At 65.7% G+C, this 26,427-nt stretch carries 22 protein-coding genes; 7 read left to right on the forward strand and 15 right to left on the reverse strand.

The window, feature by feature from the left end; all coding sequences use genetic code 11:
* Nucleotides 1-5: 5 nt before the first annotated feature.
* A complete protein-coding gene (locus ACXJMY_RS19145; RefSeq protein ID WP_456620896.1) occupies nt 6-3,617 on the reverse strand; it encodes an autotransporter domain-containing protein in 3,612 nt (1,203 codons plus the stop codon).
* Between the two features lie 375 nt (nt 3,618-3,992).
* On the opposite strand from ACXJMY_RS19145, the gene ACXJMY_RS19150 reads away from it, so the two are divergent.
* The gene (locus ACXJMY_RS19150; protein WP_456620992.1) at nt 3,993-4,634 is read left to right on the forward strand and encodes a hypothetical protein; all 642 of its coding nucleotides are present in this window, start codon (nt 3,993-3,995) and stop codon (nt 4,632-4,634) included.
* Nucleotides 4,635-4,797: 163 nt separating this feature from the next.
* The gene (locus ACXJMY_RS19155; protein WP_456620897.1) at nt 4,798-6,378 is read left to right on the forward strand and encodes a lipopolysaccharide biosynthesis protein; all 1,581 of its coding nucleotides are present in this window, start codon (nt 4,798-4,800) and stop codon (nt 6,376-6,378) included.
* Between the two features lie 6 nt (nt 6,379-6,384).
* Here ACXJMY_RS19155 and ACXJMY_RS19160 read toward each other — a convergent pair whose 3' ends face one another.
* The 7 genes from ACXJMY_RS19160 to ACXJMY_RS19190 all read right to left on the reverse strand — a co-directional run bounded on the left by ACXJMY_RS19160 (nt 6,385) and on the right by ACXJMY_RS19190 (nt 13,536).
* A complete protein-coding gene (locus ACXJMY_RS19160) occupies nt 6,385-7,593 on the reverse strand; it encodes a glycosyltransferase (protein ID WP_456620898.1) in 1,209 nt (402 codons plus the stop codon).
* On the reverse strand, nt 7,590-8,357 hold the full coding sequence (locus ACXJMY_RS19165; protein ID WP_456620899.1) for a class I SAM-dependent DNA methyltransferase: 768 nt from the start codon (nt 8,355-8,357) through the stop codon (nt 7,590-7,592). The genes ACXJMY_RS19160 and ACXJMY_RS19165 overlap by 4 nt, the downstream gene beginning before the upstream one ends.
* Nucleotides 8,354-9,475: a DegT/DnrJ/EryC1/StrS family aminotransferase gene (locus ACXJMY_RS19170; protein ID WP_456620900.1), complete on the reverse strand. Its 1,122-nt coding sequence runs from the start codon at nt 9,473-9,475 to the stop codon at nt 8,354-8,356. Before ACXJMY_RS19170 ends, ACXJMY_RS19165 begins: the two co-directional genes overlap by 4 nt.
* Nucleotides 9,472-9,918: a hypothetical protein gene (locus ACXJMY_RS19175; RefSeq protein ID WP_456620901.1), complete on the reverse strand. Its 447-nt coding sequence runs from the start codon at nt 9,916-9,918 to the stop codon at nt 9,472-9,474. Before ACXJMY_RS19175 ends, ACXJMY_RS19170 begins: the two co-directional genes overlap by 4 nt.
* Nucleotides 9,919-10,043: 125 nt before the next feature.
* A complete protein-coding gene (locus ACXJMY_RS19180; protein WP_456620902.1) occupies nt 10,044-11,222 on the reverse strand; it encodes a CgeB family protein in 1,179 nt (392 codons plus the stop codon).
* Nucleotides 11,223-11,226: 4 nt separating this feature from the next.
* Nucleotides 11,227-12,531 (reverse strand): hypothetical protein, encoded by a 1,305-nt coding sequence (locus tag ACXJMY_RS19185; protein WP_456620903.1) that lies wholly within the window; start codon nt 12,529-12,531, stop codon nt 11,227-11,229.
* 42 nt (nt 12,532-12,573) lie between these two features.
* Nucleotides 12,574-13,536 carry a UDP-glucuronic acid decarboxylase family protein gene (locus tag ACXJMY_RS19190; RefSeq protein WP_456620904.1) on the reverse strand — a complete coding sequence of 321 codons (963 nt, stop codon included), beginning with the start codon at nt 13,534-13,536 and terminating at the stop codon, nt 12,574-12,576.
* 228 nt (nt 13,537-13,764) lie between these two features.
* Here ACXJMY_RS19190 and rfbF point away from each other — a divergent pair, with 228 nt between their 5' ends.
* Both rfbF and rfbG read left to right on the forward strand, forming a co-directional pair.
* Complete coding sequence (gene rfbF, locus ACXJMY_RS19195; protein ID WP_456620905.1) at nt 13,765-14,535, forward strand: glucose-1-phosphate cytidylyltransferase; 771 nt, start codon at nt 13,765-13,767, stop codon at nt 14,533-14,535.
* Nucleotides 14,532-15,599, forward strand: a complete 1,068-nt coding sequence (gene rfbG / locus ACXJMY_RS19200) for a CDP-glucose 4,6-dehydratase (protein WP_456620906.1) — start codon at nt 14,532-14,534, stop codon at nt 15,597-15,599. The genes rfbF and rfbG overlap by 4 nt, the downstream gene beginning before the upstream one ends.
* On the opposite strand, the gene ACXJMY_RS19205 is transcribed toward rfbG, so the two are convergent.
* Entirely contained in the window at nt 15,600-16,490 is an 891-nt protein-coding gene (locus ACXJMY_RS19205; protein ID WP_456620907.1) for a phosphotransferase family protein, read from the reverse strand. It abuts the gene before it with no gap.
* On the reverse strand, nt 16,480-17,433 hold the full coding sequence (locus ACXJMY_RS19210) for a sulfotransferase family protein (protein WP_456620908.1): 954 nt from the start codon (nt 17,431-17,433) through the stop codon (nt 16,480-16,482). The genes ACXJMY_RS19205 and ACXJMY_RS19210 overlap by 11 nt, the downstream gene beginning before the upstream one ends.
* A 170-nt stretch (nt 17,434-17,603) precedes the next feature.
* Here ACXJMY_RS19210 and ACXJMY_RS19215 point away from each other — a divergent pair, with 170 nt between their 5' ends.
* The 3 genes from ACXJMY_RS19215 to ACXJMY_RS19225 are packed head-to-tail and all read left to right on the forward strand — an operon-like array spanning nt 17,604 to nt 20,252.
* Complete coding sequence (locus ACXJMY_RS19215; protein ID WP_456620909.1) at nt 17,604-18,533, forward strand: NAD-dependent epimerase/dehydratase family protein; 930 nt, start codon at nt 17,604-17,606, stop codon at nt 18,531-18,533.
* Nucleotides 18,499-19,329, forward strand: a complete 831-nt coding sequence (locus ACXJMY_RS19220) for a transketolase (RefSeq protein ID WP_456620910.1) — start codon at nt 18,499-18,501, stop codon at nt 19,327-19,329. The genes ACXJMY_RS19215 and ACXJMY_RS19220 overlap by 35 nt, the downstream gene beginning before the upstream one ends.
* A complete protein-coding gene (locus ACXJMY_RS19225; RefSeq protein WP_456620911.1) occupies nt 19,326-20,252 on the forward strand; it encodes a transketolase family protein in 927 nt (308 codons plus the stop codon). The genes ACXJMY_RS19220 and ACXJMY_RS19225 overlap by 4 nt, the downstream gene beginning before the upstream one ends.
* Before the next feature lie 13 nt (nt 20,253-20,265).
* Here the strand turns inward: ACXJMY_RS19225 and ACXJMY_RS19230 are convergent, their stop codons facing one another.
* The 5 genes from ACXJMY_RS19230 to ACXJMY_RS19250 all read right to left on the reverse strand — a co-directional run bounded on the left by ACXJMY_RS19230 (nt 20,266) and on the right by ACXJMY_RS19250 (nt 26,408).
* The gene (locus ACXJMY_RS19230) at nt 20,266-21,228 is read right to left on the reverse strand and encodes a glycosyltransferase family 2 protein (protein WP_456620912.1); all 963 of its coding nucleotides are present in this window, start codon (nt 21,226-21,228) and stop codon (nt 20,266-20,268) included.
* Between the two features lie 28 nt (nt 21,229-21,256).
* Entirely contained in the window at nt 21,257-22,666 is a 1,410-nt protein-coding gene (locus tag ACXJMY_RS19235) for a DUF6056 family protein (RefSeq protein WP_456620913.1), read from the reverse strand.
* Between the two features lie 184 nt (nt 22,667-22,850).
* The gene (locus tag ACXJMY_RS19240) at nt 22,851-23,600 is read right to left on the reverse strand and encodes a glycosyltransferase family 2 protein (RefSeq protein ID WP_456620914.1); all 750 of its coding nucleotides are present in this window, start codon (nt 23,598-23,600) and stop codon (nt 22,851-22,853) included.
* An 11-nt stretch (nt 23,601-23,611) separates the two neighbouring features.
* A complete protein-coding gene (locus tag ACXJMY_RS19245) occupies nt 23,612-25,015 on the reverse strand; it encodes a capsular polysaccharide export protein, LipB/KpsS family (RefSeq protein WP_456620915.1) in 1,404 nt (467 codons plus the stop codon).
* Between the two features lie 4 nt (nt 25,016-25,019).
* On the reverse strand, nt 25,020-26,408 hold the full coding sequence (locus tag ACXJMY_RS19250; protein WP_456620916.1) for a surface carbohydrate biosynthesis protein: 1,389 nt from the start codon (nt 26,406-26,408) through the stop codon (nt 25,020-25,022).
* Between the last annotated feature and the right edge of the window lie 19 nt (nt 26,409-26,427).

The following is a 26,427-nucleotide window of genomic DNA, read 5'->3' on the forward strand; positions in this document are numbered from 1 at the left end:
GGCGCTCACCAGCTGTATTTGAACACGCCCTTGCCGGAATAGCTCGTCACGTTGCCGGAGAACTCGCCGTCGAACGTACCGGCGACCGAGAAGCCGCTCAGCCACTTCATCTCGGCGCTGCCGCTGACCAGCGCGGAATCGGCGTCGACCCTGGCGCCGTTGACGACGAAGCTGCTGCCCGGCAGGGTTTGGAACAACGCGGTGACGGCGCGGCTCGGATTGTAATCATGCGCCCAGGCGGCGCGGCCGCGCAGCGTCAGCACGCCGTTCTGCATCGCGTAGGATTTGTCGGTGCGCAGGCCGAGCTCGGAGCGGGTGTCGGTCAGGGATTGCGCGGCATAGTTCAACGCGAACAGCCCGCCGCCATTGAGGCTGACTTCGGAATAATTGGGCAGGTTGAAGTTTGTCACCTGGGCCGCCGCATAGGGCGTGATGCCGACCATCGGCGTCGCGAAACGGTAGCCGCCCTCGAAGCGGGCCGAGAATGTGTCGGCCTTGAAGCGGCCCTGGAGCTGGTCGGCGCCTGCGAGCGCGACGGTGCGGTTGGTGGTGACGTCGTGCCAGCCATAGGCGAGGGCGGCTGAGACATAGGCCGGCCCGAAATTGTGCCGGCCATAGACGCCGGCCTGGAACAAATCGGCGGAGCCCGAGCCCATCGCATTGGCGAGCGAATAATTCAGCCCGCCGCCGCCGAGCGCAAAGCCGACAAGCGTGTCCAGCGAGATCCTGTAGTCGGCACCGGCCGCGCCGCCCCAGACCCGTGCGGTCAGGTCCTGCGAGCCGACCAGCGCATTGCCGCCGACCTCGGCTGCGCCGCCATAGCCGGCGGCCCAGACGCTCCAGCGGTTGGCCGGCCGCGACGAGAGCAGCGGCGCCTTGGTCGCCATCGCATAGGCCTCGCGCTCGCGCGCGTTGGCCGGACGCATCGACGCATAGGCGGCCGCGTCATCGCTTTCGGCGAATTGCGCGACGCTGCCTGCCTTGGCAAAGCCGCCGCTGCGGCCGATGACGGTCGGGTCGAGCATCAGGTTCAGGAACTGGCCGTCGGCGTTGATCGCGGACTGGATGATGCCGGTGCCCAGCTCGCCCGAAGCGGTCGTCAGCCCCGCCGGCGCCAGCGCAGCGAAGGCCGCGGGGATGCCGCCGGTCGAGTTGAAGAAATTGGTCAGCGTGCTCGCGACGTTCTGCTGGTTGACATTGAGGCCGCCAGCCTGCGCGAAGTTGACGTTGACGTTGAGGAACACGTTGCTGGTGTCGTAGCTCAGTGTCGCGTTGAGCGTCGGCATGTTGGAGACGACGTTCGAATTGAAGCTGGTGCCGGCGAGGGTGAAGGCCGCGTTCAGGATCGTGTACTGCTTCTTGACCGTACCCGAGGTGAAGTTGACTCTCACCGTCGCGCCGCCGAGGTCGGCTGCGCCCGTGACGTTGGTGAGGCTGGCATTGGTCGAGGAGACCTGCACCAGATAGGTTGAGGCCGCCGTGAAGATGAGCGATCCGTTCACCGTCAGCGGGCCGAACGGGCTCGCCGCGCTGCCCGGGGCGAGCGTGCCGCCGTTGACCTGGACGCCTGCGACCGTGCCGCTGCCGGCGAGCGTGCCGCCGGTGTTGACGGTGGTTGCGCTGTTCAGGATCGAGCCGTCCACCACCAGCGTGCCGCCATTCACGGTGGTGGCGCCGGTATAGGTGTTGTTGCCGGACAGCGTCTGCGTGCCGCCCGCCACCGTCAGGCCGCCGCCGGCGCCGGCATCGTCGATGATCCCGGCGAAGGTGCTGTTACCGTTCGTGATCGTCAGCGTATTAGCGCCGAGATTGACCGCGCCCGAACCCGACAGCGACTTGATCGAGGTGCCGCCGCTCAGGCTCGCAATGTCGAGGATGCCGTTGGCGATGACGCTGCTCGAGGTCGCGATGCTGCCGTCGCTACCGCCGAAATTGATGAGATCGAGCTCGCCACCGCTCGCGATGGTGGTGGTGCCGGTATAGGTGTTGGTGCCGTAGAGCTGCTGCGTCGCTCCGTTTGCAATCGCAAGATTGCCGCCGGTGCCGCCGCCGATGCCGCCGTCCTGGATCACGCCGCCGAAGAACGATCCATTCGTGATCGTCAGCGTCTTCGATCCCAGCGCGACGGTGCCCACCGGGCTCAACGAGAAGAGCCCGCCAATCGAAGCGCCTGACGTGGTCTGCGAAATATCGAGCGTGGCGCCTGCGCCCGAGAATGCGACATAGAGTGAGCTTGCGATCGAGCCGCTGCCCTTGAGTGCCAGCGTGCCGCCGCTATCGATCTGGGTCACATTGGAATAAGTGTTCACGCCAGTGAGCGTTTGCGTTCCGCCGCCGATCTCGAGCCCGCCCGTGCCCTGGATCACGCCGGCGAATTCGGTCGAACCATTGGTAATGAACAGCCCGTTGCCGCCCATGTTGACGATACCGCTGGAATTGCCGGCGAGCGTCGTGATGGCGTTGAACGGGAATGAGGACGCGGAGATATCGAACGTCGCATTCACCGTCACGACACTGGACGATGAAATGCTGCCGAAGCCCGACAGCGCCAGCGTTCCGGCCGAGATCGTGGTTGCGCCCGTATAGGTGTTGGTGCCGGTCAGCGTCAGCGTGCCGGTGCCGACCTTGGTCAACCCGCCGCCGGTGCCGGAGATCACGCCGTCGACCTGGGTCGAGCTGTTGAGGCTGCCGGTGGTGAGCGTGTTCGCGCCGAGCACGTAGTTGCCGGCGCCGGCGATCGAGCCCGCCGTCATGCCGCCGCTGGTCAGGCCCGAAATGTCGACCGTGCCGCCCAGATTGGTGATGAACTGCGCGCTGCCGCCCGTGCTCGAGCCCGTGAAGTTCGTCGTTGCGCCGTTGTTGGTGGTGATCGTGGCGCTGCCGGCGCTGGCGGAGCCGTCGAAGGTTACCGTTCCGTCGTTGTTGATGGTCGATGTGGCGGCGGTGGTGGTGTTGTGGAAGTTCAGCGTGGCCGATGCGAGGTTGTTGATCGTGGCGCTGCCCGCCGAAGCGCTGGTGAAGAAATCGATCTGGCCGTTGGCGTTGTTGGTGATCGTAGCGCTGCCGGCGGAGCTCGAATCGTCGAACGTAACAAAGCCGCTATTGACGAGGGTCACCGTCCCCGCGGTGCTGTTCTGGATGAAGTTGACGGTGCCGCCGATATCGTTCGTGATGGTCACGTCCCCGATACCGCTGCGCGCGGTGCTGCTGTTCTGGAACACCAGATTGTTGCCGGAGGTGACTTCGAAATTCTGCGTCGTGCCGGAATCGTTGACGATGCCCGTTCCATTGATGATGAACGGGTTGCCGACCGTGATCGAGTAGGCCTGCGCGATGGGCGTGAACTGGATGGTGCCGATGACGACGACGCCGTTGTTGTTGTCGACGCCCGTGCTTCCGGTGTTGGTGAACGTCGCAGTTGCGTCCGGCACGCTCGGGTTGGATGACCAGTTGGTGGGATCCGTCCAGTCGCTGCTGGCGCCGTTCCAGTCGCCGTCCACGGCGTGGGCGGCGACGACGCCGAGCGCCGTGGTCGCGAGCAGGGTCGCCAGCGAATGGCGCGCGACGGACCGCAGCCCGTATCCGATCTGCCCACGCGTCCTTGTCGGTCCCGCCATCCCGCCTTCTCAAATCAGCAAAGAAATCATCGTCAGCGTGCAGCTGGGCCGCAGGGCGAGGCCCTTCACCCATGCCATAATCCCATGGCGTTGCAGCGGCCGGCAATGAACGGACATCTATTTGGGCCGGGTTCCTGGCCGTTCCGCTTGCAATTTCAACGATCGTGGCCGTTGGGCAACATGTTCAAGCCTTGCAACAAATGCAGAAGAGAACGTGGGTGCGCGTTGACTCGGGCAGGACAGGCGTGGGTTGATGACGGTACCGATCGGAACTAGTTTGGCGCTGGCGGCTCGCCGTCGTCGTGGCGCGGCCGGTGGTCGCAGGGGATGTCGATGTCCGGGTGGCTGAGACCGACAGGATTGGCCGTGTTGTTCATGGTTCTGGGCGCCGCCGAGACCTGGGCTGCCACCTCATCGCGCATGGATGTTCTACCCGACGACGCCGCGGGCAGCCCCGCCGACAGCGTCGATGTCGGAACGATGAGGCCGATCGCGCGGCCCGCGCAGCAGGCTGTGGCGAGGCCAATTCCCCGCGGCAATCCGCTGTGGTCGGTGCCGCTCTCGGCGCTGACCGTAACCCAGGAGCGCCCGATCTTCTCGGCCATGCGCCGGCCGCCGCCGCGCGCTGTCGCCGCATCGCCGGTCGAAGAGATCTCTGCACCGCCGCCCCAAGCGGTCGAGGCGCCGCTGCCGCTGCTGTTGGTCGGGGCCGTGGTGGGCGAGGGCGACGCCATTGCGATTCTCGTGAACCGCAGCGATCAGAAGGTCGTGCGCTTGCGGCAGGGCGAATCGCTCGGCGGCTGGTCGCTGACCTCGGTTCAGCCGCGCGAGGTGACGTTCAAACAGGGCGATCGCAGCGAGGTGCTGGCGCTGCAGCGGCCGGACCCGGCGGCCGCCCCCACGGGCCCGCCTGCGGATGCCGGCGGCAGGCTGACGATGCCAGGCACGACCGATACAGCGTTCTCCCCCTCCGTGCCGCGCGCCACGCCGAAGAACGGCGAGTCGGACGGGCTCTGAGCGCCGGCGCCCGGGTTCGGATGCCATTGCCTAAGCTCTCCAATCGCCTTAAGACGCGGCCTTAACGCCTTGATCCGATGGCACAGCGTGTGCGGCTGCCGTCGTTGGGAATCAGTCGGCGATCGGGCGCGCCGGGCCGATCGCTTGCCGGGAAGGATGCGGCTTGACCGACACGCAGATTGACGCGCCCGGCAAGGCCGACGGCCCGAGCGGATCCGGCGGTGTCGGCCGCGCCCGTCGGCTCATTCAGGGCTGGTCGGCGAACCTGGTCCAGATGGTGCTGGGACTGACCCAGCAGCTGCTGTTGATCCCGGCCTTCCTGCACGTCTGGACCGGCGACATGCTTGCGGCGTGGCTCGCGATCTATGCGGCCGGCAGCCTCGTCGTCGTGGCGGATGCCGGATTGCAGCTTCGGGCGGTCAACCGGTTTCTCGCCTTCAAGTCCAGCGCCGACAGCGACGGGCGGACCGCGAACTTCTATCGCGCCATGCTGCGGATCTATCTCGCGGTCGTCGCGGTGCTGGGTGTCCTGCTGTGCGCGGCCGTGTATCTCGCGCGGCCGTCGGCAGTGCTCGGTTTTCACGCGGCGCCGACATTCGATGTCGCGATGCTGGTGATGACGCTGGGCATGCTCCTCACCTTGCCCGCCAATCTCGCCTCCGGCCTGTATCGCGTGCGCGGCCAGTACGGCCGGACGGTCTGGCTGCAAAACGCCGCACTGCTGCTCGGACAGATCGCGCAGCTCGCCGCGCTGGCGGTGTATGGCAGCCTGCTGGCGGTGGCGATTGCCTTCGTGTCGATGCAGCTGCTGTTCGCGATCTTCATCGCCGCGTTCGACGCGCCGCGCCTGTTTCCGTTTCTGCGCCGTGCCGGCCGATCGCCGTTCGCACCGCCATCCTGGCGCTGGAGCATCGGGCAGTTCGGCCGCGCGCTGCCTTTTGCGGTCGCCAACGTCACCGAGCTCGCGCTCGTCAACGTTCCGGTGCTGCTCGTCTCCGCGCTGGTCACGAACCGCGTCGCAGTTGCGCAATGGGGCCTGACGCGCGTGATCGCGAGCCTGGTGCGCGGGCTCTGCCTCCAGGTCACTCTGCCGCTCGGCGCCGAGCTCGGCCACGACCATGCAATCGGCGACAGGGAGCGGCTGCGCCGGCTCTATGCCCATGGCTCGGTGTTCGTGACGGGGCTCGCCAGCCTGATCGTCGCGGGGCTCCTGCCGTTCTGGCCCGACTTCTTCGCGCTGTGGACCCATGGCAGCATTCCCTATGACGGGCCGCTCGCGGTGACGCTGCTGCTCGGCTCGGCGGTCGTCGCCCCTTCGCTGCTGGCGCTGGTCTTTGCCAATCACAGCAATCGCGGCGAGCTCCTGATCCGGACCAAGGGACTCCAGCTCGTCGTCTTCCTGGTGCTGTCAATTGTCCTGATCCCGCGGCTCGGACCGCTGGGCGCCGCGCTCGCGGTGGTCGCGAGCGACATCCTGGTCCAGTTCGGACTGCTCGGGCTGGTGATCATGCGGCAGACCCTGCATCACCCGTTCAGGCACATCGCCTTCCTGTTGCTCATGGCCATCGGCATCGTGGCGTCGGGCTGGCTGATCGGCCTCGCGATCACCGCGCTGGTGCCGGGCAGCGGGCTCGTGCATTTCCTCGCCGAATGCGCAATCTGGCTGATCGTGGTCGCCGTGCTCGCAAGCCCGCTGTTGAGCGGCGCGTTGCGCGAGCGGCTGCGCGCGCGGATTCCGGCTTAGCTCGCCTTAACGCGGCGTCAGCGCCAGCCGGTGCTTCAGCCGTTCCAAATGGCGGGCGAATTGCTGGTGGCCGGCCTCGGTCTCCTCGGCAAATTGCGCCAGCCGACGATGGCCGGCTGCGCGCAAACGCTCGGGCGTGCCGTCGGTGCGCAGAGCGACGATCGCATCCGCGAGAGAGCGCGGGTCGTCGTAGTCGAACAGGATCGCGGCATCACCCGCCTGCGCCTTGAACGCCTCTGGATAGATCACCGGCGTGCCGACCGCCCAGGCTTCCAGCGGCGGCAGATTGGTCGGGCCGAAATAGCTCGGCATCACCAGCGCCGAGGCGCCGCGATAGAGCGCGCCGAGCTCGGCGGACTCGACGAAGCCGATGATGGAGATCTGGTCCGACAGGCCGTAAGTGCGGATCGCCGCGTCGATCTTGTCGCGGCCGCCGCGGTCCGAGCCGCACAGCACCAGCCGTTCGGTGATGCCCCGCTCGCGCAAGCTTGCGAGCGCGGCGAGCAGCGTCATGTGGTTCTTGTGCGGCCAGAACTGCGCCGGATAGAACAGATAGCCCGGTTCGAGCCGATATTTCGCCAGCACCGCCGCGTCGGCAGCGGCATCGGGCGCGGATCGGCTGACATAGGTGGAGGGCGAGAACGGGATACAGACCGCGCGCTCTCTTTCCATGGCGTAGCGCCGGCAGAGATCGTCGGTCAGCTCGGGCGCGTTGACGATCACGACCGCCGCCTTGATGCTGGCGAGGCCGAACAGGATCTCGCGGCGCTCGAATTCGCCGAAGGTCCGGACCTCCGGAAATTCCGGCGCGTCGCGATGGCAGCCGTCGAAGATCGTGATGATGAAGGGCAGCTCATAGAGCAGCAAGTGCCGCTTCGAGGTCGAGGTGAAATGCACGACGTCGATGCCGTCGCGGATCAGCGCGCGCTCGAACGACGACTTCAGCTTCAGTGCGATCTGGACCAGATCGAACGGTCCGCAATATTTCAGGAACAGGAAGACATAGTCGAGCACGCCGAACTTGCGCAGCCGGGCCGCGACGCCGAACTCCTTCAGGATCTCCAGCGTCTTCGGATAGGGCGAGTACACCACGATCTCGTTGCCCGACTTGGCCGCCCAGTCACGCAGCCAGAGCAGGTCGCTCAGCGGCTGCTGGAAGCCGCCGCCGACTTCGAGGGCCTGTTCCAGCATGACGGCGAGCCGCAGCGGTCTCACGGCGTGACGCTCTTTCTGGCGACCGCGTAGGCCGCCCAGTTCTTCGAATGTGGTGCGTCCTGCGTCAGCCATGCGGCGTGGCCGGCCGGCTGGAGGCCGCTTGCCTGCAATGCCGCGTCGATCTCGAACGGAAACCAGTAGCGCATCCGGTGCGCTTCATCGACGCGCCGGATCGTGGCGCGGTCCGTGTCCTCGCAGAACAGCGTGTAGTTCACCGTGACGGTCGCGGCCTGTTCGTCATGATCGGATTGCGCGATGCGGGTGAGGCGCAGCGGCTTCTGCTCGATCACCTTGACCCGGGTCTCGACGCCCTGCGCGAGCACGGCGCCGCCGTACCAGTAGTCGAAAAAGAAAACGCCGCCCGGCTTCAGCGCGGCGTGCGCGGTGCGGAACATGGCCATCAGGGCATCGCGGCTGGTCTGGTAGCTGGCGACGTGGAACAGCGACACGACCGCATCGAAATCGCGTTCGGGGCCCGCGACACAGGCATCGCCCTGCCGGAACGGAATCGCAAGTCCCGCCTGCTGGGCGCGTGCCTTGGCACTCGCGATCATCTCGTGGCTGAGATCGATGCCGGCAACGTTCCACCCCTGGCGCGCGAAGGCGAGCGCGTGCAGGCCGGTGCCGCAGCCGAGATCGAGCAGCCTGCCCGAGGAAACGCGGTGGTCGCGCAGCCGCGCTTCGACGAACGCCGTCTCCGCCGCGTAATCCTTGTCCTGATACAAGAGGTCGTACCAAGGCGCGTAGTCGGCGAACACCGTCACGCCAGAATCTCCTTCAGCGCCTGCGCAGAGCGAGCGATCTCGTCGTCGGTCAAGGCAAGGCCGCTCGGCAAATAAAAACCGCGGCGGGCGATGTATTCCGCGTTCGGATGGGACTCACCGAGCATCAGGCCCATCCGGCGCAGCACCGGCTGTTCGTGCATGCACCAGAAGAACGGCCGCGTGCCGATGCCCTTTTCGCCGAGGCGGCGCATTGCTTCCTTGGCGTCGAACGGCACGTCGTCGCCGAGCACGATGCCGTAGACCCAGTAGATGTTGTCCGCATAGCCGGTGCGGGCGACCGGGCGGCGGACGCTGTTGAGGCCACCGAGATGCTCGTCATAGAGCCGGCCGATCCGGCGCTTGAGCTCGACCGTGCGCGGCAGGCGCTCGACCTGGGCGACGCCGAGCGCGGCCTGGAGGTTGGTCATGCGGGCGTTCCAGCCGAGCTCCTCATGGACGAAACGCTGCTGCGGCTGGAAGCAGAGATTGCGATAGCCTTGCAGGCGATCGGCAAGCGCGTCGTCGTCGGTGAGGATCATACCGCCTTCACCGGTGGTGACGTGCTTGTTGGGGTAGAAGCTGAAGGTCGAGACGTCGCCAAAGCTGCCGCAGGGCGCACCGCGATAGGTCTGGCCGTGCATCTCGGCGGCGTCCTCGATCAGCTTCAGATCGTGCTTGTGCGCGAGCGCCATGATCGGATCGAGATCGACCGGGAGGCCATAGATGTGGACCAGCATGATCGCGCGCGTGCGCGGCGTGATCGCGGCCTCGACACCCTCGACCGTCATGTTCCAGGTCGCGGGATCGCAGTCGACGCCGACGGGGACGAGGCCGGCCCGCACAATAGCGGCGGCGCAGCTGATGATCGTGAAGGTCGGGATGATGACCTCGGAGCCTTGCTCGAGCCCGAGCGCATGAACGGCGATGTCGAGTGCGACCGAGCCGTTGGTCACGGCGATGCCGTGGCGCCGCCCGGCAATTTCGGCCATCGCCTGCTCGAAGCGCTTGATGAACGGTCCCTCCGACGAGATCCAGCCGGTCCGGATGCACTCGGCGAGATAGTCGGCCTCGTTGCCGTCGAGCAGCGGCGTGTTGACGGGAATGAACGGCGCGGTCACAGGCCCGGACCCTTGATCCGGATTTCGGACGGCGCGACCTCGGCAAACCGGGTCTTGTCGTTCTCGCCGGAATAGGGACCCTGCTTGATCTCGAACATTTCGAGCGGCTCGAGCACGTGGAAGCCGTGGGCGCCGCTGCACAGCAGGATGATGTCGCCGGCACCGAGCACGCGGCTTTCGAGATATTTTTCCTCGACCGTGTAGAAGTCGACCTGGAGCTTGCCCTTCTGGATCAGCAGGACTTCCTGGGTGTAGTGCACCTCCCGCGTCACCTTGTTGTGGCGGTGCGGCTCGATGCTCTTGCCTTGCGGATGGCTCATATAGGCGAGCTGCTGCGACAGTTCCGGCGACGAAAAGAAATGGATGCCCGGTTCGCGGAACGAGGCGCGCACGATGATCGCGTAAAGCTGGTCGCCGAATCGAACATGTTCGACGTGTTCCATCTGGGCCTCGACAAAAAGCGCTGCAATTAGAGTGAGATAGCTGTCCCGTCGTGCACTTTGGCCATTTTGGCCGGGACCGTCAAGGGCGGACCGATTATGACAATCGGCGTGCCGTCGGCGTGGGTTTAGCCCACGAAAGCCAGGATATCCTCGACGCGCCTGCGGAACGTGTGGGCGGCAAATGTCCGGGCTTGTCCCGCCTTTGCAATGGACAGGCGTGCCGCATCGTCGGAGAGATACCGCTCGATCATCGCAAGGCAGTCCTCGACCGTGCGCCACGCTGCGACCTCACGCTCGGGCGCGAACAGCGTGTCGAGATTGTCCTTGAAGTCGGTGAGCAGGAACGCGCCGACCCCGGTGGCCTCAAACAGCCGCGCATTGCCGGCCTCGCGGCCGGCCATGTCGATGTGCGAGTTGAGCGTGACGCGCGAGGCGCGAAGCGCCTGGTACATTTCCACGCCCCACACCTCGCCCTGATAGCAGCGATGCAGCGGCGAGGAGGCGGGAAGCGTATGCAGGCCGCTGCCGAACAGTTTGAGATCGTAGCGCCGTGCCACCGCCTCGAGCTGCGCGACACGGAGCTGGTGATCCGCCGACACCGCGCCGACGAAGGTGACGTCGAAGTTTTGCGACGGCAGCGGAGGCAGGATGTCGAGGATCGCAGGCTCGAAGGCGAGATGGACCACCTCGGCGCGCGCGCCGTGGGAACGGAAGAAATCGACGACGGCAGCCATCTGGGAGATCATGAGGTCGTAGACCGACCAGTCCTCGCCGCGCGAAGGCGAGATGCCGATCTGGCCGATCAGGATCGGGCGGCCGATCTGCTTGATCCGGCGCGCCAGGCGCGTGTCGACATGAAACAGATCCTGGTTGAGGACGAGATCGGGTTGGAACTCCTCGATCTGCGCCAGCAGGATCTGTTCCGCTTCCGCGTCGAGACGCGGGCTGAGCCCGACCTTGCGCGCGAGCGGCCGCAGCACCGGCTTGAATGGCGCGATGGCGCGTTGCAGCCAGCCGGGAACGGCATCGCGCGCGGCCGGCGCGCCCGGCGGTGCCGGCTCGGTGACGGCGAGGCCGTGCTCGCGCGCCCACGCCGCCCGCATCCAGGGATTATTGACATGGATGTCGGCGGCGACGTGTCCGAGACCGGTAAAGTTGCGGGAGTAGAAATCGGCGACGCCGAACAGGCTGGCGTTTCGCGCCGCCATCTGCGCCGCGTAGGGCTCGTTCTCGAGGCCCGGCCTGCGCCGGTAGAGCCAGGAGAGGAAGCGCGGATAGTCGGCGTTGAGGATCAGGATGCGCACGGCGTCACGGTTTCCGTTCGAACAGGCTGCGGGGCATCACGTACCAGAGCATGAACAGGATGGCGGTGCCGTGGGTGAGCATGGCGACCGAGAGCGGCACGTTGAGCAGGACGTGCGGCAGCACGCCGGCGGACATCAGGACGAAGCGGGGCGGAAGTCCCGCGGAGGCACGGTTGCCAAGCGCCAGCACGAAGCCGGATGCGAGCGCCGTCAAAGGCGCGAGGTAGAGGCCGACGGATGCGATCCCTTCGGTCGCAAACAGCGACGCATTCAGATTGCCGATGTCGTAGGCCTCCTGCATCACGACCGCCAGCGGCGCCTGGTAGGGACAATGCGTCAGCGGCTTGAGGATGGATATCTGGCAGAACCAGGTCAGCGGATGGCTCGCGAAGAAATTGTTGTAGATGTCGAGGGCGCTGGATGCGGTCGCGATCATCCGGATGTTGACGAGGTCGAAATATCTGCCGGGAATGCTGTTGAGGGGGGCGCCCGTCAGAACGATCACGATGAGGCCAAGGAGCATCGGGACGAAGATCGATGCGATGGCTGAAGTCCTCGCTTCCAGCAAGCGCGAGAGCACGGCCAGTGCGATCAGCCAGGCGGGCGTGAAGAAAGCGAACTTGGTCAGCGTGATCGGGTAGAAGAACAGCAGCAGGATCAGGACCAGGCCAGCGCGCCAGCGATGGCCGAGCAGCCAGTAGCAGGCGAAGGCGAACGGCAACAACGTGCTGGAGACCCAGCCCGTGAGATATCGCACCGCTGCCGGAAATTCGAGCGCGTTGCGATAGTCGTAGATGTGCGCGACCGTGATCAGCCGGAAATTGTAGGTAGAGGCCACGGCGATGGTGACCACCGAGACCGCCAGGATCAGCGTCAGCAGATGCTCGAAATGAGCATGCGACAACGCAACGAGCTGTCGCAGCGGCGCCCTGACGAACAGCACGGGCAACAGGAAGAGCACCAGCGCCAACGCCGCCGAGATGCCTGCGGGCAATTGCGGGTAGCTGTAATAGGAGAACACGTCGATCCACAGGAAGCCGAGGATCATCGTGTAGAAATAGAACCCGACGAAATAACCGAAGCTGAAGCGGGCGACGGCGAACAGCAGCGAAACGACGGAGAAGCCGAGCGCAACGATGATCGCGATCCAGAGGCGCTCCCCGCTGAAGCTGATATAGTACTGGAAGGTCGCGACCTTGATCAGCGACAGGCAAGTGACGAGGCTGTGCAGCAGCACCAGGATCGTCAGCGCGGCCTTCGAGTCCAGCCGCAATCGGAGATCCCTGACGATACCGGATGGTGCGTTCATTGCGGGCAGGCTCGCTGCGGACGAGGGGAGTTGCGAGCGGGATCAGGCCAGCTCAAGCGAGTGCTTGAAATAGGCGATCGTCTCCTTCAGCCCGTCCTCGAGCGCAACCTTCGGCTCCCAGTTCAGGACCGCCTTCGCTTTGGCGAGGTCGGGCTGGCGCTGCCGCGGGTCGTCCTGCGGCAGCGGCTTGAACACCAGCTTGGAGCGCGAGCCCGTGAGCTTGATGACCTTCTCGGCGAGCTCGCGGATCGTGAACTCGGAATTGTTGCCGAGGTTGATCGGGCCGGTGATGTCTTCCGCCGTCACCATCAGCCGCACGATGGCCTCGACGAGGTCGTCGACATAGCAGAACGAGCGGGTCTGCCCGCCGTCGCCGAACACGGTGATCGGCTCGCCCTTGAGCGCCTGGACGATGAAGGACGACACCACGCGTCCGTCATTGGGCTGCATGCGCGGCCCATAGGTGTTGAAGATGCGCGCGACCTTGATCGGCAGGCCATGCTGGCGCCAATAGTCGAAGAACAGCGTCTCGGCGCAGCGCTTGCCTTCGTCGTAGCAGGAGCGGATGCCGATCGGGTTGACGTTGCCCCAATAATCCTCGGTCTGCGGATGGATCAGCGGATCGCCATAGACCTCGCTGGTCGAGGCCTGGAAGATGCGGGCCTTGAGCCGCTTGGCGAGGCCCAGCATGTTGATGGCGCCGTGCACGGAGGTCTTGGTGGTCTGCACGGGGTCGCGCTGGTAGTGGATCGGCGAGGCCGGGCAGGCCAGGTTGAAGATCGCGTCGACCTCGATGTAGAGCGGGAAGGTGACGTCGTGCCTGACCGCCTCGAACAGCGGATTTGCGATCAGATGGGCGATGTTGCGCCGGCTGCCGGTGAAATAATTGTCGGCGGACACCACCTCGGCGCCCGCATCGAGCAGTCGCTCGCAGAGATGCGATCCGATGAACCCGGCGCCTCCGGTCACGAGGATGCGGCTGTTCTTGTAGCTTTCAAACGGCATGATCGGTTCCAGCAGGATCTCGGGCAGGATCTTGGGACGGTCTCGTCCGGTGCGGCCGGCAGAGTGGTATCGGCTACGCAAGGAAACGCCAATAGGCTTGAGTTAGGTATTTAAATACCTCTAAAGTCCGAACGGTTCGCGCCGCGGACGATTTTTCAGGCGCCGCCAGTTCGTATAGAAGCCGTCTGGAGTGCGAGGGGAACGAGTCTTCCCGTTCGGAGCAGGTCAATGAAAGTCGTAATTCTTGCCGGGGGGCTGGGCACCCGAATCGCCGAGGAGACCAGCACGCGGCCGAAGCCGATGGTCGAGATCGGCGGCCGGCCGATCCTCTGGCACATCATGAAGATCTACAGCCATTACGGCTTCCATGATTTCGTGATCTGCCTTGGCTACAAGGGCTACATGATCAAGGAGTATTTCGCGAACTACTTCCTGCACATGTCCGACGTCACCTTCCACCTCGCCGAGAACCGGATGGAGGTGCATCGCGAGACCGCCGAGCCGTGGCGGGTCACGCTGGTCGATACCGGCGAGGAGACGCAGACCGGCGGCCGGCTGAAGAGGGTGCTGCCCTACGTCGCGAACGAGCCCTTCTTCGCATTGACCTATGGCGACGGCGTCGCCGATATCGACCTGGCCGCCGAGATCGCTTTCCACAAGGCGCATGGGCGCCGGGCCACCGTCTCGGTGGTGCGGCCGGCCAAACGGTTCGGCGCGGTCTCGATCGAGGGCGACAGGGTGGTCAATTTCGAGGAGAAGCCGAACGACGACGGCGGCTGGATCAATGGCGGCTTCTTCCTGCTGTCGCCATCGGTCGGCGAGTTGATCGCCGGCGACAAGACGATCTGGGAGCGCGAGCCGATGGAGCAACTCGTGCGCGGCGACGATCTGCGAGCCTATGTGCACCACGGCTTCTGGCACCCGATGGATTCGCTGCGCGATCGCAACTTCCTCGAGGGCGAGTGGGCGGGCAACCGCGCCAAATGGAGGGTCTGGTGACGGATCCGGCATTCTGGCGCGGCAAGAGGGTCTTTCTCACCGGACATACCGGCTTCAAGGGCGCATGGGCCTCGCTGCTGCTGCGTCGGCTGGGTGCCAGCGTCTACGGCTATGCGCTGCCGCCGACGCATCAATCCGCACTGTTCGTGACGGCGCGCATCGCCGACGACATCAAGCATCGTATCGCCGATGTCCGCGATCTCGCGACCTTGCGCGCCGCAATGGCGGAGGCCGAACCCGACATCGTCATCCACATGGCCGCTCAAGCGCTGGTGCGCCCGTCCTATGAGGAGCCGGTCGAGACCTTCGCGACCAACGTGATGGGCACGGTGCATGTGCTGGAGGCCGCTCGGCAACTGCGCTCGGTGCAGGTGATCCTGAATGTCACCAGCGACAAGTGCTACGAGAACAATGGCGCCGGCACGGCCTTCCGCGAGGACGACCGTCTCGGCGGCAATGATCCCTACAGCAACAGCAAGGCCTGCGCCGAGCTCGTGACGCAGTCCTATCGCCACAGCTTCTTCAATACGCAGGGCGCCGCGCGCGTCGCGACCGCGCGGGCCGGCAACGTCTTCGGCGGCGGCGACTGGGCGCGCGACCGCCTGGTGCCCGATGCGATGCAGGCCTTCCTCGACGGCGAGGCGCTGCGCATCCGCAACCCCAATTCGGTGCGACCCTGGCAGCATGCGCTCGATCCCGTGCTCGGCTATCTGACGCTGGTCGAACGGTTGGCGGGCGACGAGCGCTTCGTCGGCGGCTGGAATTTCGGGCCCGACGCTGCAAGCGAGGTCCCGGTCGGGACGGTGGTCGATCATCTGATCGCGCTATGGGGCGACGGGGCGCGGTGGACGGCAGATGCCGGTCCGCACCCGCACGAAGCCGCCTATCTCAGGCTCGACTGCGCGAAGGCGCGCAACGAACTCGGCTGGAGTCCACGGCTCGATCTGGGGCAGGGCCTTCGTCTCACCGTCGACTGGTACAAGGCGCTGCGCGATGGCCGCGACCTGCGCAAGTTCTCGCTCGATCAGCTCGATCAGGTCGTCGGCGCCGCGCAGGCGGCATGATCAGCGCGGCAGATCGAGAATCTCGGCGATGCGGGCCTGGGCGGACACCGCGTGCTTCAGATGCGCGCCCGACAACACCGCCAGGTAGGATTTGAGCAGGACGACGAGCGCGAGGATGGCGCGCTCGACGTCCGGGGCGAGGCCGGTTCGGCCGAAGGCGGCGGTTTGCAGGGACGGCCGGTTCTCCATGAAGGTCAGCCAGTAGAGGTAGTCGTAGCCGGCGATGCCGCGGAACGCGTCTTCCCAGTCGATGACGCGCGGCTCGGTTCCCTGGAGCATGATGTTCTTCGGTCCGAAATCGCCGTGGCAGAGCGCTTCGGGCAAATCCGCGAGACGATCCCCGAGCAGCGCGATCAGCCGGCGCACCTCGGCCGCGCTGGCCTCCTCCAGCAGGCCACGGTCGGACAGCGTCTTCAGGGCCTGAGCGGCGGATGCCAGACAGCGCTCGAACGAGGCAAGATGATCCGGCCGCCAGTCTTCGAGCCGTTTGCTGCATTCGTGCGCCATCGCGGCAGCGTCCGCGGGCCGCATCGGGGCGGCCAGCGGTACGAGCACGGGCATCAGGATGCAGAGCCGGAGCGTTCCGTCCGCGAGCGGGACTTCGAAATGGTCGAGCACGATCGACTTGCCATAGAGCCGCGCGAGGATCTCGGCTTCCTTGGCGAGGCTGGCGCGCGCGGTGGCGCCTGGAAGATGCGTCTTCACAAAGCGCTTTTCGCCGGAGACATCCGCCTTGAGGCAGACGCCGAGCGTGCCGTCGGGCACCGGCGTGACGGTGACGTCGCGGCCGGAGGATTGCAGATGCCGCTGAAGTGCGGGCAGAAGGCGCGCGCGATCGGCGGCGATGTCGGGGCGGTCGTCGGTTTCGAAGAACGCGATCTTACTCAGCACGATAGAGCGGGCTCAGATAGTCGATCCGGTCGTAGCCGAAATGACGGGCCAGCGCCGCGGTGCCCTGCGCGATCTGCCTGCGCTCCTGGTCCGAGAGCTCCTCGATGACCGCCTGGTTGTAGTCCCTGGTGCTCTTGAGCACGGTTCCCCAGGGCGCGATGGAGTCCTTGATCTCGACGCCGTTCCAGCTCGGATAGAGCATGGCATCGGCGAAGGGCACGCCGATAAAGCCGGCTGCCTCGGTCATGAACTTGCGCTTGTCCTCGACGAGGTCTTCGTAGCGGAAGATCCGCACGTTCTGCGGATACATCTTCGCGAACATCTCGACCGTCGAGTGATAGATGTTCCAGGTGATCAGGTATTTCGTCAGCGGCTGCGGGAAGGGGCGGCGCTTGGTGTCGCGATAGGCCGAGAACGGATTGCGCACGATGTGCAGGATGCGGATGTTGGGGAAGTCGCGCACCATGCGGTCGGCGTCGATGCCGATGGCGGGCGAATAGCCGACATGGACCATGCCCGGGCGCGGCTTGGCGTAATAGTTCTCCCAGGCCGCGAAGGTCGAGCGGAAGAAGGCCTCGATCACCTGGCGGCGGAAGACCGGAGGCTCGCCGACCAGCCGGGCAAATTCGGCGACGCGCTTTTTCTCGTCCATCACGCAGTCCGCATCGCGGAACTTGGAGCCGTTGCGCTTGCGCAGGAACGTCTTCAGCTCCTCGTCGATCATCTGCTCGTAGAGCTCGATCGCGCTCAGCCCTTCCGGAAATTCGGGATAGCGGTATTGAACGCGCTCGACGGAAGCGAGGAAGTCGTTGAAGTTGCGGTTGCCGAGCTGCGACTCGAAGGGATAGACGAGCAGGTCGGGATGGCCGTCGAAGTGACGATGGGTGACGTTTCCGCCGTGCTCGAAGCCCGCGGAAACCATGGCCAGCCTGAAGTCACTCATGCGTCTACCCCTGCGTCGTCGAACCTCGATCCTGGCCCCCCGTTTAGCCGCATCGGCCGGATAATCAAGGTCGGATCGGGCTCCAACCGTGCCGGGAACGCGGCTCCGGGCCGGGGCGCTTGCCGAACCGGGACATTGACGGGCCCGGGGTAGCTGATCTACCCGGGGCCATGCGTGTTTTTGTCACCGGCGCAAGCGGCTTTCTGGGCTCCTATCTCGTTGCGGACCTCGTGGCGCGGGGGCACGAGGTGGCGGTCCTGTTGCGGCCGGCAAGCTCCCATTGGCGTCTCGGGGAGGTCCATGACCGGTTGCACGTGATCCCGGGCAGCCTGGAGCATCTGGACGGGCTGCGCGGCGCGCTGGGGGCCTTTGCGCCGGAGGCGGTCGTGCACATGGCCTGGCGCGGCGTCGCAGGGGCCGACCGCAACAGCCCGGTTCAGGCGGTCAACGTCGCCGACACGGTGCGGCTCGCCGAGCTCGCAGCCGAGGCCGGTGCCGGGATCTTCGTCGGCGCCGGATCGCAGGCGGAGTACGGGCCCTACGATCGCGCGATTCGCGAGGAGGATGCGCCGCGGCCGACGACGTTGTACGGCATGGCCAAGCTCGCGGCCGGATCGATGGCGATGCGCCTGTGCGAGGAGCGGGGGCTGCGTGCGGCCTGGCTCAGGATCTTCTCGACCTACGGGCCGAAGGATGCCGACCACTGGCTGATCCCGGGCATGATCCGGAACTTGCGCTCCGGACAGCACATGGCGCTGACGGCCTGCGAGCAGCGCTGGGGATTTCTGCACGCGCGCGATGCCGCGGCCGCCTTCCGGCTGGCGATCACGCATGAAGCTGCGGGCGGCATCTTCAACGTCGGCAGTGCGGATGCGCCGCCGCTGCGCGAGACGGTGACGCGGCTGCGCGATCTCGTCGACCCCGGCGCAGTGCTCGGCTTCGGCGAGTTGGCGTACCGGCCCGATCAGGTTATGGTCCTGGCCGCGGACGTTTCGCGCATGCTCGCATTGGGCTGGAAGCCCGAAGTGCCGTTGGATCAGGGACTACGCGAAACGGTAAACTGGCATGACGCGACCAAGTCTTCCCGCAAATCGTCCTGAGCCGAGGGAGTTCGCCCGGCGGATCCGTGCGCACGCGTTGCGCATGGTGCATGCCGCCAAGGCCTCGCATATCGGCGGCTGCCTCTCGATGGCGGACATCCTGGCGGTGCTGTACACGCAAATCCTGCGCGTCGACCCCGCCGATCCGCAAGCCGCCAGTCGCGACCGCTTCGTGCTCAGCAAGGGCCACGCCACGGCGATCATGTACGCAACGCTCGCCGAATGCGGTTTCTTTTCGCTCGCCGAGCTCGACACCTACTGCCGCGACGGATCGATCTTCACCGGACACGTCAGCCACGCCGTGCCCGGCGTCGAGGTCTCCACCGGTTCCCTCGGCCACGGCCTGCCGATTGCGATCGGCATGGCGCTTGCCGCGCGCTCGGCAGGCGGTGGCAGCCGCGTCTTCTGCCTGCTCAGCGACGGGGAATGCGACGAGGGCTCGAACTGGGAAGGCATCCTGTTTGCGCCCCATCACAAGCTCGGCAATCTCTGCGTCATCGTCGACTTCAACAAGATCCAGAGCTTTGGCTCGGTCGCCGAGGTTCTCAACCTCGATCCCTTCGCCGAGAAGTGGCGGTCGTTCGGCTGGCACGTCGAGGAGATCGACGGTCACGACACGGCCGCGCTCGAGCGTGTGCTGAGCGCGGTGCCGGCGGCCTCGGGCCGGCCGACCGTCGTGATCGCACACACGATCAAGGGCAAGGGCGTGAGCTTCATGGAGAACAAGCTCGAATGGCACTATCGCTCGCCCTCGGATGAACTGCTCGCGCAGGCGTTGGCCGAGGTCGGTGCATGAGGACGACGTTCATCGAGAGCCTGTCGCAGGCCGCGAGCGAGAATCCCGATATCTGGCTGCTCTGCGGCGATCTCGGTTATTCCGTGCTTGAGCCCTTTGCGGCGAAGTTTCCCGAGCGCTACTTCAATGTCGGCGTCGCCGAACAGAACATGGCGGGGATCGCCGCCGGCATCGCGCTGTCGGGCAAGACGGTCTTCATCTACTCGATCGGCAACTTCCCGACGTTGCGCTGCCTCGAGCAGCTCCGCAACGACGTCTGCTACCACGGTGCCGACGTCAAGGTCGTGGCCGTGGGCGCCGGCTATGCCTATGGCAGTCAGGGCTACACCCACCACGCGCTGGAGGATGCAGGCATCATGTCGATGCTGCCGGGCATCGAGGTGTTCGTGCCCTGCGATCCCATGGAGGTGCGCGCCGCGACGCGTCTGATCGCAACAAGCGGCAAGCCGTCCTATTTGCGGCTGAGCCGTGCCGGCGAGCCGAATCTGGGTGCCACCGCGGTGACCGACATCCGCAGGCCGCGCGTCCTGCGCGAGGGGCGGGAGATCGTCATCCTCGCGTCTGGACCGGTCGCCTCACGCGCGCTGGAGGCTGCCGACGAGCTGGCCAGGCGCGGCAAGGACGCCGGTGTCGTCAGCGTCTCCTGCCTGAAGCCATTCGACGAGGCCGCGATCCGCGAGGCCGTGCGCGATGCCGCGCTCGTCGTGACGCTCGAAGAGCACATCCTGCGCGGCGGCCTGTTCAGCCTGGTGGCGGGCGCATTCGCCGGCGACGTGGTCAGGCCGCCGATCGCGGGCATCGGCATTCCCGAGCAGGGAGGCAAGACCTCGCAGGCGGGATCGCGCGAGGCGCTGCTCGATGCCGCCGGCCTCTCGGTTCAGGCGATCATCGCGCGGATCGAGCAATCGCTGGCGAAGCGCTGAGACGGCCCGTACGTCACGTGCCGGGCGGCGGTGCGGGGTCGAAATTGACGCGTTCGCGCTCGAACACCACGGGCTTCTCGCGAACCTGGCCGTAGATCGCGAGAACGTATTCGCCGATCATGCCCATGAAGAACAGCTGCACGCCGCCGAAGAAGAACATGGCGACGATTAGCGTGATGATGCCGGGCTCGGCGAGCTGCCTGTACAGGATCAGGCCGACGACGAAATTGACGATCGCATAGCCGATGCTCAGGGCCGAGATCAGGAAGCCCGCGAACAGCCCGAAGCGCACCGGCGCCGTGGTGAACGACACCAGCCCGTTGAGGCCCTGGTCGATCAGCGCGCCGGCGCGGTTCTTGGAAAAACCCTTTTTGCGCTGGCGCCAGGTGTAGGGAACGCCGACGGCGCGGCCGCCGCATTCGAACGTCATCATCCGCATGAACGGATAGGTGTCGCGGACGCTCCGCATCGCCTCGACGACGCGCCGGTCGACGAGCTGGAAGTCGCCGACGCCGGGCGGAACGTTGACCTCGGAGAAACGGGTCAGAACGCGGTAATAGGCATTGCGGATGCCGCGCATCAGCCGCCCTTCCTCGCGGACCGCGCGGATGCCGTAGACGATCTCGTAGCCGGCCTCCCACAGCTTGACGAATTCGGGAAGCAGTTCGGGCGGATCCTGGAGATCGGCCGGCATGAACAGGAGAACGGCGTCGCCGCGCGAGGCCATCACGCCGTTGAAGGTGTTGCGCAGCGGTCCGAAGTTGCGTGCGTTGACGATGATCTTCACCGCGGGATCCTGTGCGGCGATTTCGCGCAGGATCTCCACGGTGCGATCGTCGGAGGCGTTGTCGCAGAAGATGTGCTCGCGCCGATAGCCCTTGAGCTCGCCGTCGAAGATCTTCCGGATCGCCTCATAGCAATCCCTGACGTTCAGCTCTTCATTGTAGCAGGGCGTGATGACGCTGATTGTTTTCACGTTGGTGTCTCTGAAGCGGGGCAAGGGATCACCGCGGCGTGCCGGCGGCGTAGATGGCGGACTTGCGGTAATATCTGGCGATGCAGTCGTTCGGCAATCTGCCGGCATCGGCCGTCACGTCGGCGGTCATCAGCAGGGACGGCGTCCATTCGTGCCGGGGAACGGCGACAACCGGCTCGGGGCTCGTTGTCAGGAGGGCGTGCCGTGCGGCGCTCTCCCGCCAGTACGGGTACAGGCTCTGCCACTGCGAGCGCAGCTGGAGCGCCGTCGAGCTCAGGCCAAGCGAGGCGATCATGAGGAGCGTCAGGCTCGCGGGCATCCCGACCGGACCGAGCAGGCCGCGACCCGCGCCCGCCGCAAGACGTTCGCGCAATTGCGGGCGGTAGGCGCGAACGAGCAGCCTGACGCTGAGCGTCGATCCGAACAGCAGCAGGATCAACGCCTGGTTCTGCGCCCGCTCGACAAGCCGCATCCCCGTCGCATATCGATGAGCGAAATATTCGAAATAGCAGCACGCCAGGCAGACCGCGATCGTGCCGAGGGCCAACAGCCTGCTCTTTTGCGGCGCTGTGGGCGCGGGATCGGGCCCGTCCAATGCAATGAGGCCGACAGCGGCGAGCCAGGCGACGATGGCGGGCTCTCGAAGGAAGCGGCCGAGTCCGGCGAGCGAATCGAGAAGCGCTTGGAAAACCGACCAGATCACACGCCCCCCGTTCGGGAGTTGTTCCATGCGCGTGCCGTTGCCGTCGGCCGATACGACGATCATCCATCCGATGGCGATCGCCGTTGCGATCAGGATGTGATGCACGATCTGGCGCTGCTGGCCGAAGACATGGCGCGCACTCAGTGACGCCGAGACCATCAGCAGGAGCCAGACGCCGGTGAATTCGTTGCACAGCGCAGCCGCGAACCCGCCCACGGCCATGGCAAGGCTGAGCGGCCATGAAAAGCCGGCTTGCCCGTCCAGCGCCCGAATGCACTCCCCGAGGATCAGGATGGTGACCAGGGCGGGCGGGACGTAACAGGTCACGGCCGACAGCCAATAGAGCAGATCCCGCACGCTCGGCGCCGCGCTAACCGCGGCGCTTGCGAATGCGAAGGTGAGGAAGGTCAATTGAAGCGCGCCGGTGCGAGGCCAGGCACGGACCATGGCGAGGGCCGTCGCGGCTATGAACAGCCCCGCGCTCGCAGCCATCGTCAGTGCATAGGCCGACAGTAAGCTGACATTGGCCGCAGCGGAGATTGCCGGCGGGATCTGGGTCAGCCAGAGGGCCAGGATCCGGCCCGACTGCGAATGATAGAAGATCGACACGGTCTGGACGAAGCCGTGGCGCATGTACAGTTCCGCGAAGCAGAAGTCGTCATGTTCGGGCGCGCTGAGCGAAGTCAGCGCAAACAGAGACAGCAGAAAAATTGCGGGAAACAGGCTGCACAGCACCCAGCCTATCCTGGCCCGGCGATCGGCGAGGGGACGCGCTGCCAGTGGAATAACACCTTGATTGTACACGCAAAGCCCCCTCCGATCCGGGGCAGACTAGAGACAACCGATCCAGGTCGCAATGTTCATTTCCCGCCGTCGCAGGTGGCTGTGCGGCGCTTGCCGCGCAGGGTCGCGAGCGTCGCTAGAATTCCCGCCGCTTCAACCAGGCTCGCGCCCCCCAATGGGCAAAGCACCATGCCGATCTGACCAGGGAGAGTTGCTCGACGTCCCGATAGATCTGCCAGACCCATTTGGCGGAGCGCATCGGGCGGCTGGAGACCGAAGAGCCCCTGACGCGGTAGCGTGCAAGGTCCTCGTTGAGGCCGAATGCGGTCTGGCCGGGCTTGAGGATCGAGAGCCACAGGCAGAAATCGTCGTAGCCCTCGTTCTTCATCGCGATGGGACCGGCGATCTCGCGGTCCACCATCGCGGTCAGCGTTGCGATCGCGGTGTTCTTCAGCAGCTGCTCGTAGCTCAGCGAAGCCGGCACCTCGATCAGGCGTCCGGTGACCGTGTTGGTTTCGTCGATGCGGCGGAAAGCGGTGTAGCTGAGTGCCGCCCGCTTTTCGCGGGCAAACGCGAGCTGGCGCTCGAGCTTGCCGGGCAGCCACAGATCGTCGCTGTCGAGGAAAGCGAGATAGCGGCCCTGCGCAGCATCGATCGAGGCCTGGCGCGCGAGCGCCGGACCACCATTTTTGGCCTGCCGGATCAGCTTGACGCGAGGATCGCGTTCGCCGATCGCCGCAATGATCTCCGGCGTCCTGTCGGTCGAGCAGTCGTCGGCGATCAGGAGTTCCCAATCGGCGAAAGTCTGGTTCTGCACCGAGCGGATCGTCTCCTCGATCAGGCCTTCGACGTTCCAGGACGGTGTGATGATCGAGACGAGCGGCATGATGGGTCCGTTCAGTTCACACCGGCGGGTTCGGCGATGGCCGTGTGCAAGGAGGCGGAAAACGTGTCGAGCAGCTTGGGATCGCTGATATAGAGCTCGCCCGGATAAGACCGGCGCCAGGCAAACTCGAAATAGGGCGCGCCTCTGGCCGGATCGAACGGCCCGGCGCGCAATGCTTCGCGGAGCCGCGCGGGCACGTCGGCCAGGCGATCGACCGCATAGACCAGCGGGCAGGAGCGGTAGAAGGCATCGCCCATCACCACGACCGGCTTGCCGAGCAGCAGCGCCTCGGCACCCGACTTGCTGTTGACGGAGATGACGGCGTCGGCGCGATTGAGCACGGTGTAATTGTTGGTCTGCGGCGGCAGCAGCACGAAATTGTCGAACCGGCGCGCGAGTTCGTACAGGCGATCGGCCGAGATCGCGCCGATCTGGGCGGGATGTTCCTTCACCACCAGCACATGTGAATCCGGGATCGTGCGCAACAGGAAATCGACGGTCGCGACCTGGTCGAGATAGTCCGGCGAGCGCAGCGTCAGCGCCATGTCGGCGGGAACGTGGAACGGGTAGTAGACGAAGGGCGTTTCCGGGATCGGCTTGTAGAGCTTGCGCAGCCGCGTCGCGTTGAGGGCCATCGCGGCGTGCACGCGCGCATGCCTGAGATTGTGTCCGAACTCCTGGTGCTTGCCGAGCGCGAACTGGTCCCAGAGCTTTTCGACAAGACGATGGGCATTGCGCAGGTTGGCGACCTTCTTGAATGCCGCCGAATAATGATGCTGGTCCTTCTTGGGGATGACGATCGCGCGCTGCGCCAGCGTATCGTCGAGATAGGCGCGCACCTCGGGGGACACGGCATCGGCTGGCTTCGCCATCATGTCGGGTGCGGCAAAGCTGTCCGGCGTGAAATACATCCGGCCGCGAAAGAACGACGGCTCCATGAACCAGTTGCGGATGCCCCGGCGCCTGGCGGCGTAGAAGCTCGCGATGACGGAGAGGAAGCCGCCGAGCTCCTGGACCAGCTCGGCACGTCGCCCCTGTGCCTCCAGCCGGTCGAGCACCGCCTCCATGGCGTTGGCATAGATCATGAACCGCCGGCGCAACGCGGCCGTATCACTGATGCCGAAGGTGAAACGCTCGTGGCTGAACAGGAAATTGGTCCCGTCGAGTCCATAGCCGGCGACACGGGCATCGAACGCCTTGCGGTCGTCGGGCGGTGAGGCGGCCTTGAGGCCCTCGCGATACATGTTCGTGACCGGCACGCCTGCAGCGGCCGATATCTCGGCGCTGCGATCGTCGAAGGCAAGCAATTCGACATCATTGCCCGCGGCGCGCAGCCGCTGCGCGACCGGAATCCAGAACCGGGTCTGGTATTCGGCAAGCGTGGTGATGAGTATGGTCTTTGCGGATGTGGTCATGACTCTATCGGGCGGGTTCGATCGCGATGCTCGCGAGCGGCAAGCCCGTCGTCGCGCAATGCGCGCGTCTTGCCGTAAATTGCGACGGGCTCGCGCGATCATGAGCTGCGATACGCTGAAGCAGGATCTTGACGAAGCTCGGCTCGATCCGCTTGTCGCGCCGGGCCGGATTGACCTGGCTGCGCAGCCGCTCGGTGACGGCCGATCCGAGCACGGCGCTCGCGGCGCCCTTGACGATTTGGCCGACGCTCGGCTTGTCGCGCGTGCCCTTCACGGTCGCCAGCAGCGAGACGTAAGGCCGGGGCGTACCTCGTGCGCGCGTCAGGACATCGGCGACCCGGTCGGCGGCCTGTCCGTCATTGAGATGGAAGAAGGCCTCGATATCGGCGGCGTGAACGCCTGCGAAATCGAAGGTCTCGGTCTCGCTGTCGATGTGATCGATCGCGCCGAGCAATTCGTCGAACGAGGTGACCGACCGGCTGACGCGCGCGGGCAGCGCGGCATGCCCGGCGGTCGTCGGCGTGTTCAGGTATTCGAGCTGGAGCGGCAGCTTTCCCAGCAAGACCGATTCGACGGCCGTACCGCAGTTGAGATGAACGACGGCGGCCGCATTGCGGATGCGATCGAGCACGCTGCCGGTGCCGTCGACCAGGACGTTGGCGTGGCGCGCGAGCGCGTTGCGATAGACGTCCTCGCTCTCGAAGGGATGCGGGCGGACGAGAATGCTGCGGTCGGGCCGCGCTGCGGCGAGCCGGTCGATCTCGGCGAGATAGTTGGCGAAGACCTGCTTCAGGTCCGCGATGAAGCGATCGACATAGGCGCCATCCCAGCCGGCCCGCACCATCGCCTCGCGCTCGCCGCCGGGCTTGCCGGTGAAGCGTGAATTGACCAGCGGAAAGTTGGCGTTGACGAGCAGATAGCCGCGCGGCTCGCCGTCGAGCAGCGCGCGCCAGCGCGGCGCTGCAAAATCGAAGCGCGGACAACCGGTGAGGTGGAGCTGCTCCGGCTTCATGGTTCCCTCCGCCAGGAAGGCGTCGTGGAGCCGGTTGCCCCAGAAGAAATAGCCCGCCAGGATCTCGGCGTAGCCGCTGCCCTTGATGTGCGCGGCCATCGCCGGCGGCGAGTTGCCGCCTTTCTCCGCGAGCACGCCGCCTTCGGTATCGAGCACGTACAGCGCGAGGCCGGCCTTGGCAAAGCTGCGCATCAGGTCGAGATTGACCGGGCGCGCATAGTTGGCCACGAGCGCATCGAGCCCGAGCCGCGGGACGTCGACCGCCTGCTCGTACATCGGCACCAGCATCACGGAGACGCCGCGCCGCGCGAGTTGATAACCGAGCATGACTGCCCCCGGCAGGTCACGCTTGGGGTGATCGACCACCAGGCCTATGCGCAAGATATCAGCTCCCGGAGGT

The sequence above is a fragment of the Bradyrhizobium sp. P5_C12 genome (assembly GCF_054049735.1).

Excerpts from the sequence above, each read along its gene's own strand:
- ACXJMY_RS19190 (WP_456620904.1), bottom strand. The coding sequence starts at position 13,536 with ATGCCGTTTGAAAGCTACAAGAACAGCCGCATCCTCGTGACCGGAGGC.
- ACXJMY_RS19145 (WP_456620896.1), bottom strand. The coding sequence starts at position 3,617 with ATGGCGGGACCGACAAGGACGCGTGGGCAGATCGGATACGGGCTGCGG.
- ACXJMY_RS19240 (WP_456620914.1), bottom strand. The coding sequence starts at position 23,600 with ATGCCGCTCGTCTCGATCATCACACCGTCCTGGAACGTCGAAGGCCTG.
- ACXJMY_RS19220 (WP_456620910.1), top strand. The coding sequence starts at position 18,499 with ATGACGCGACCAAGTCTTCCCGCAAATCGTCCTGAGCCGAGGGAGTTC.
- rfbF (WP_456620905.1), top strand. The coding sequence starts at position 13,765 with ATGAAAGTCGTAATTCTTGCCGGGGGGCTGGGCACCCGAATCGCCGAG.
- ACXJMY_RS19245 (WP_456620915.1), bottom strand. The coding sequence starts at position 25,015 with ATGACCACATCCGCAAAGACCATACTCATCACCACGCTTGCCGAATAC.
- ACXJMY_RS19150 (WP_456620992.1), top strand. The coding sequence starts at position 3,993 with ATGGTTCTGGGCGCCGCCGAGACCTGGGCTGCCACCTCATCGCGCATG.
- ACXJMY_RS19225 (WP_456620911.1), top strand. The coding sequence starts at position 19,326 with ATGAGGACGACGTTCATCGAGAGCCTGTCGCAGGCCGCGAGCGAGAAT.
- ACXJMY_RS19175 (WP_456620901.1), bottom strand. The coding sequence starts at position 9,918 with ATGGAACACGTCGAACATGTTCGATTCGGCGACCAGCTTTACGCGATC.
- ACXJMY_RS19210 (WP_456620908.1), bottom strand. The coding sequence starts at position 17,433 with ATGAGTGACTTCAGGCTGGCCATGGTTTCCGCGGGCTTCGAGCACGGC.
- ACXJMY_RS19185 (WP_456620903.1), bottom strand. The coding sequence starts at position 12,531 with ATGAACGCACCATCCGGTATCGTCAGGGATCTCCGATTGCGGCTGGAC.
- ACXJMY_RS19215 (WP_456620909.1), top strand. The coding sequence starts at position 17,604 with ATGCGTGTTTTTGTCACCGGCGCAAGCGGCTTTCTGGGCTCCTATCTC.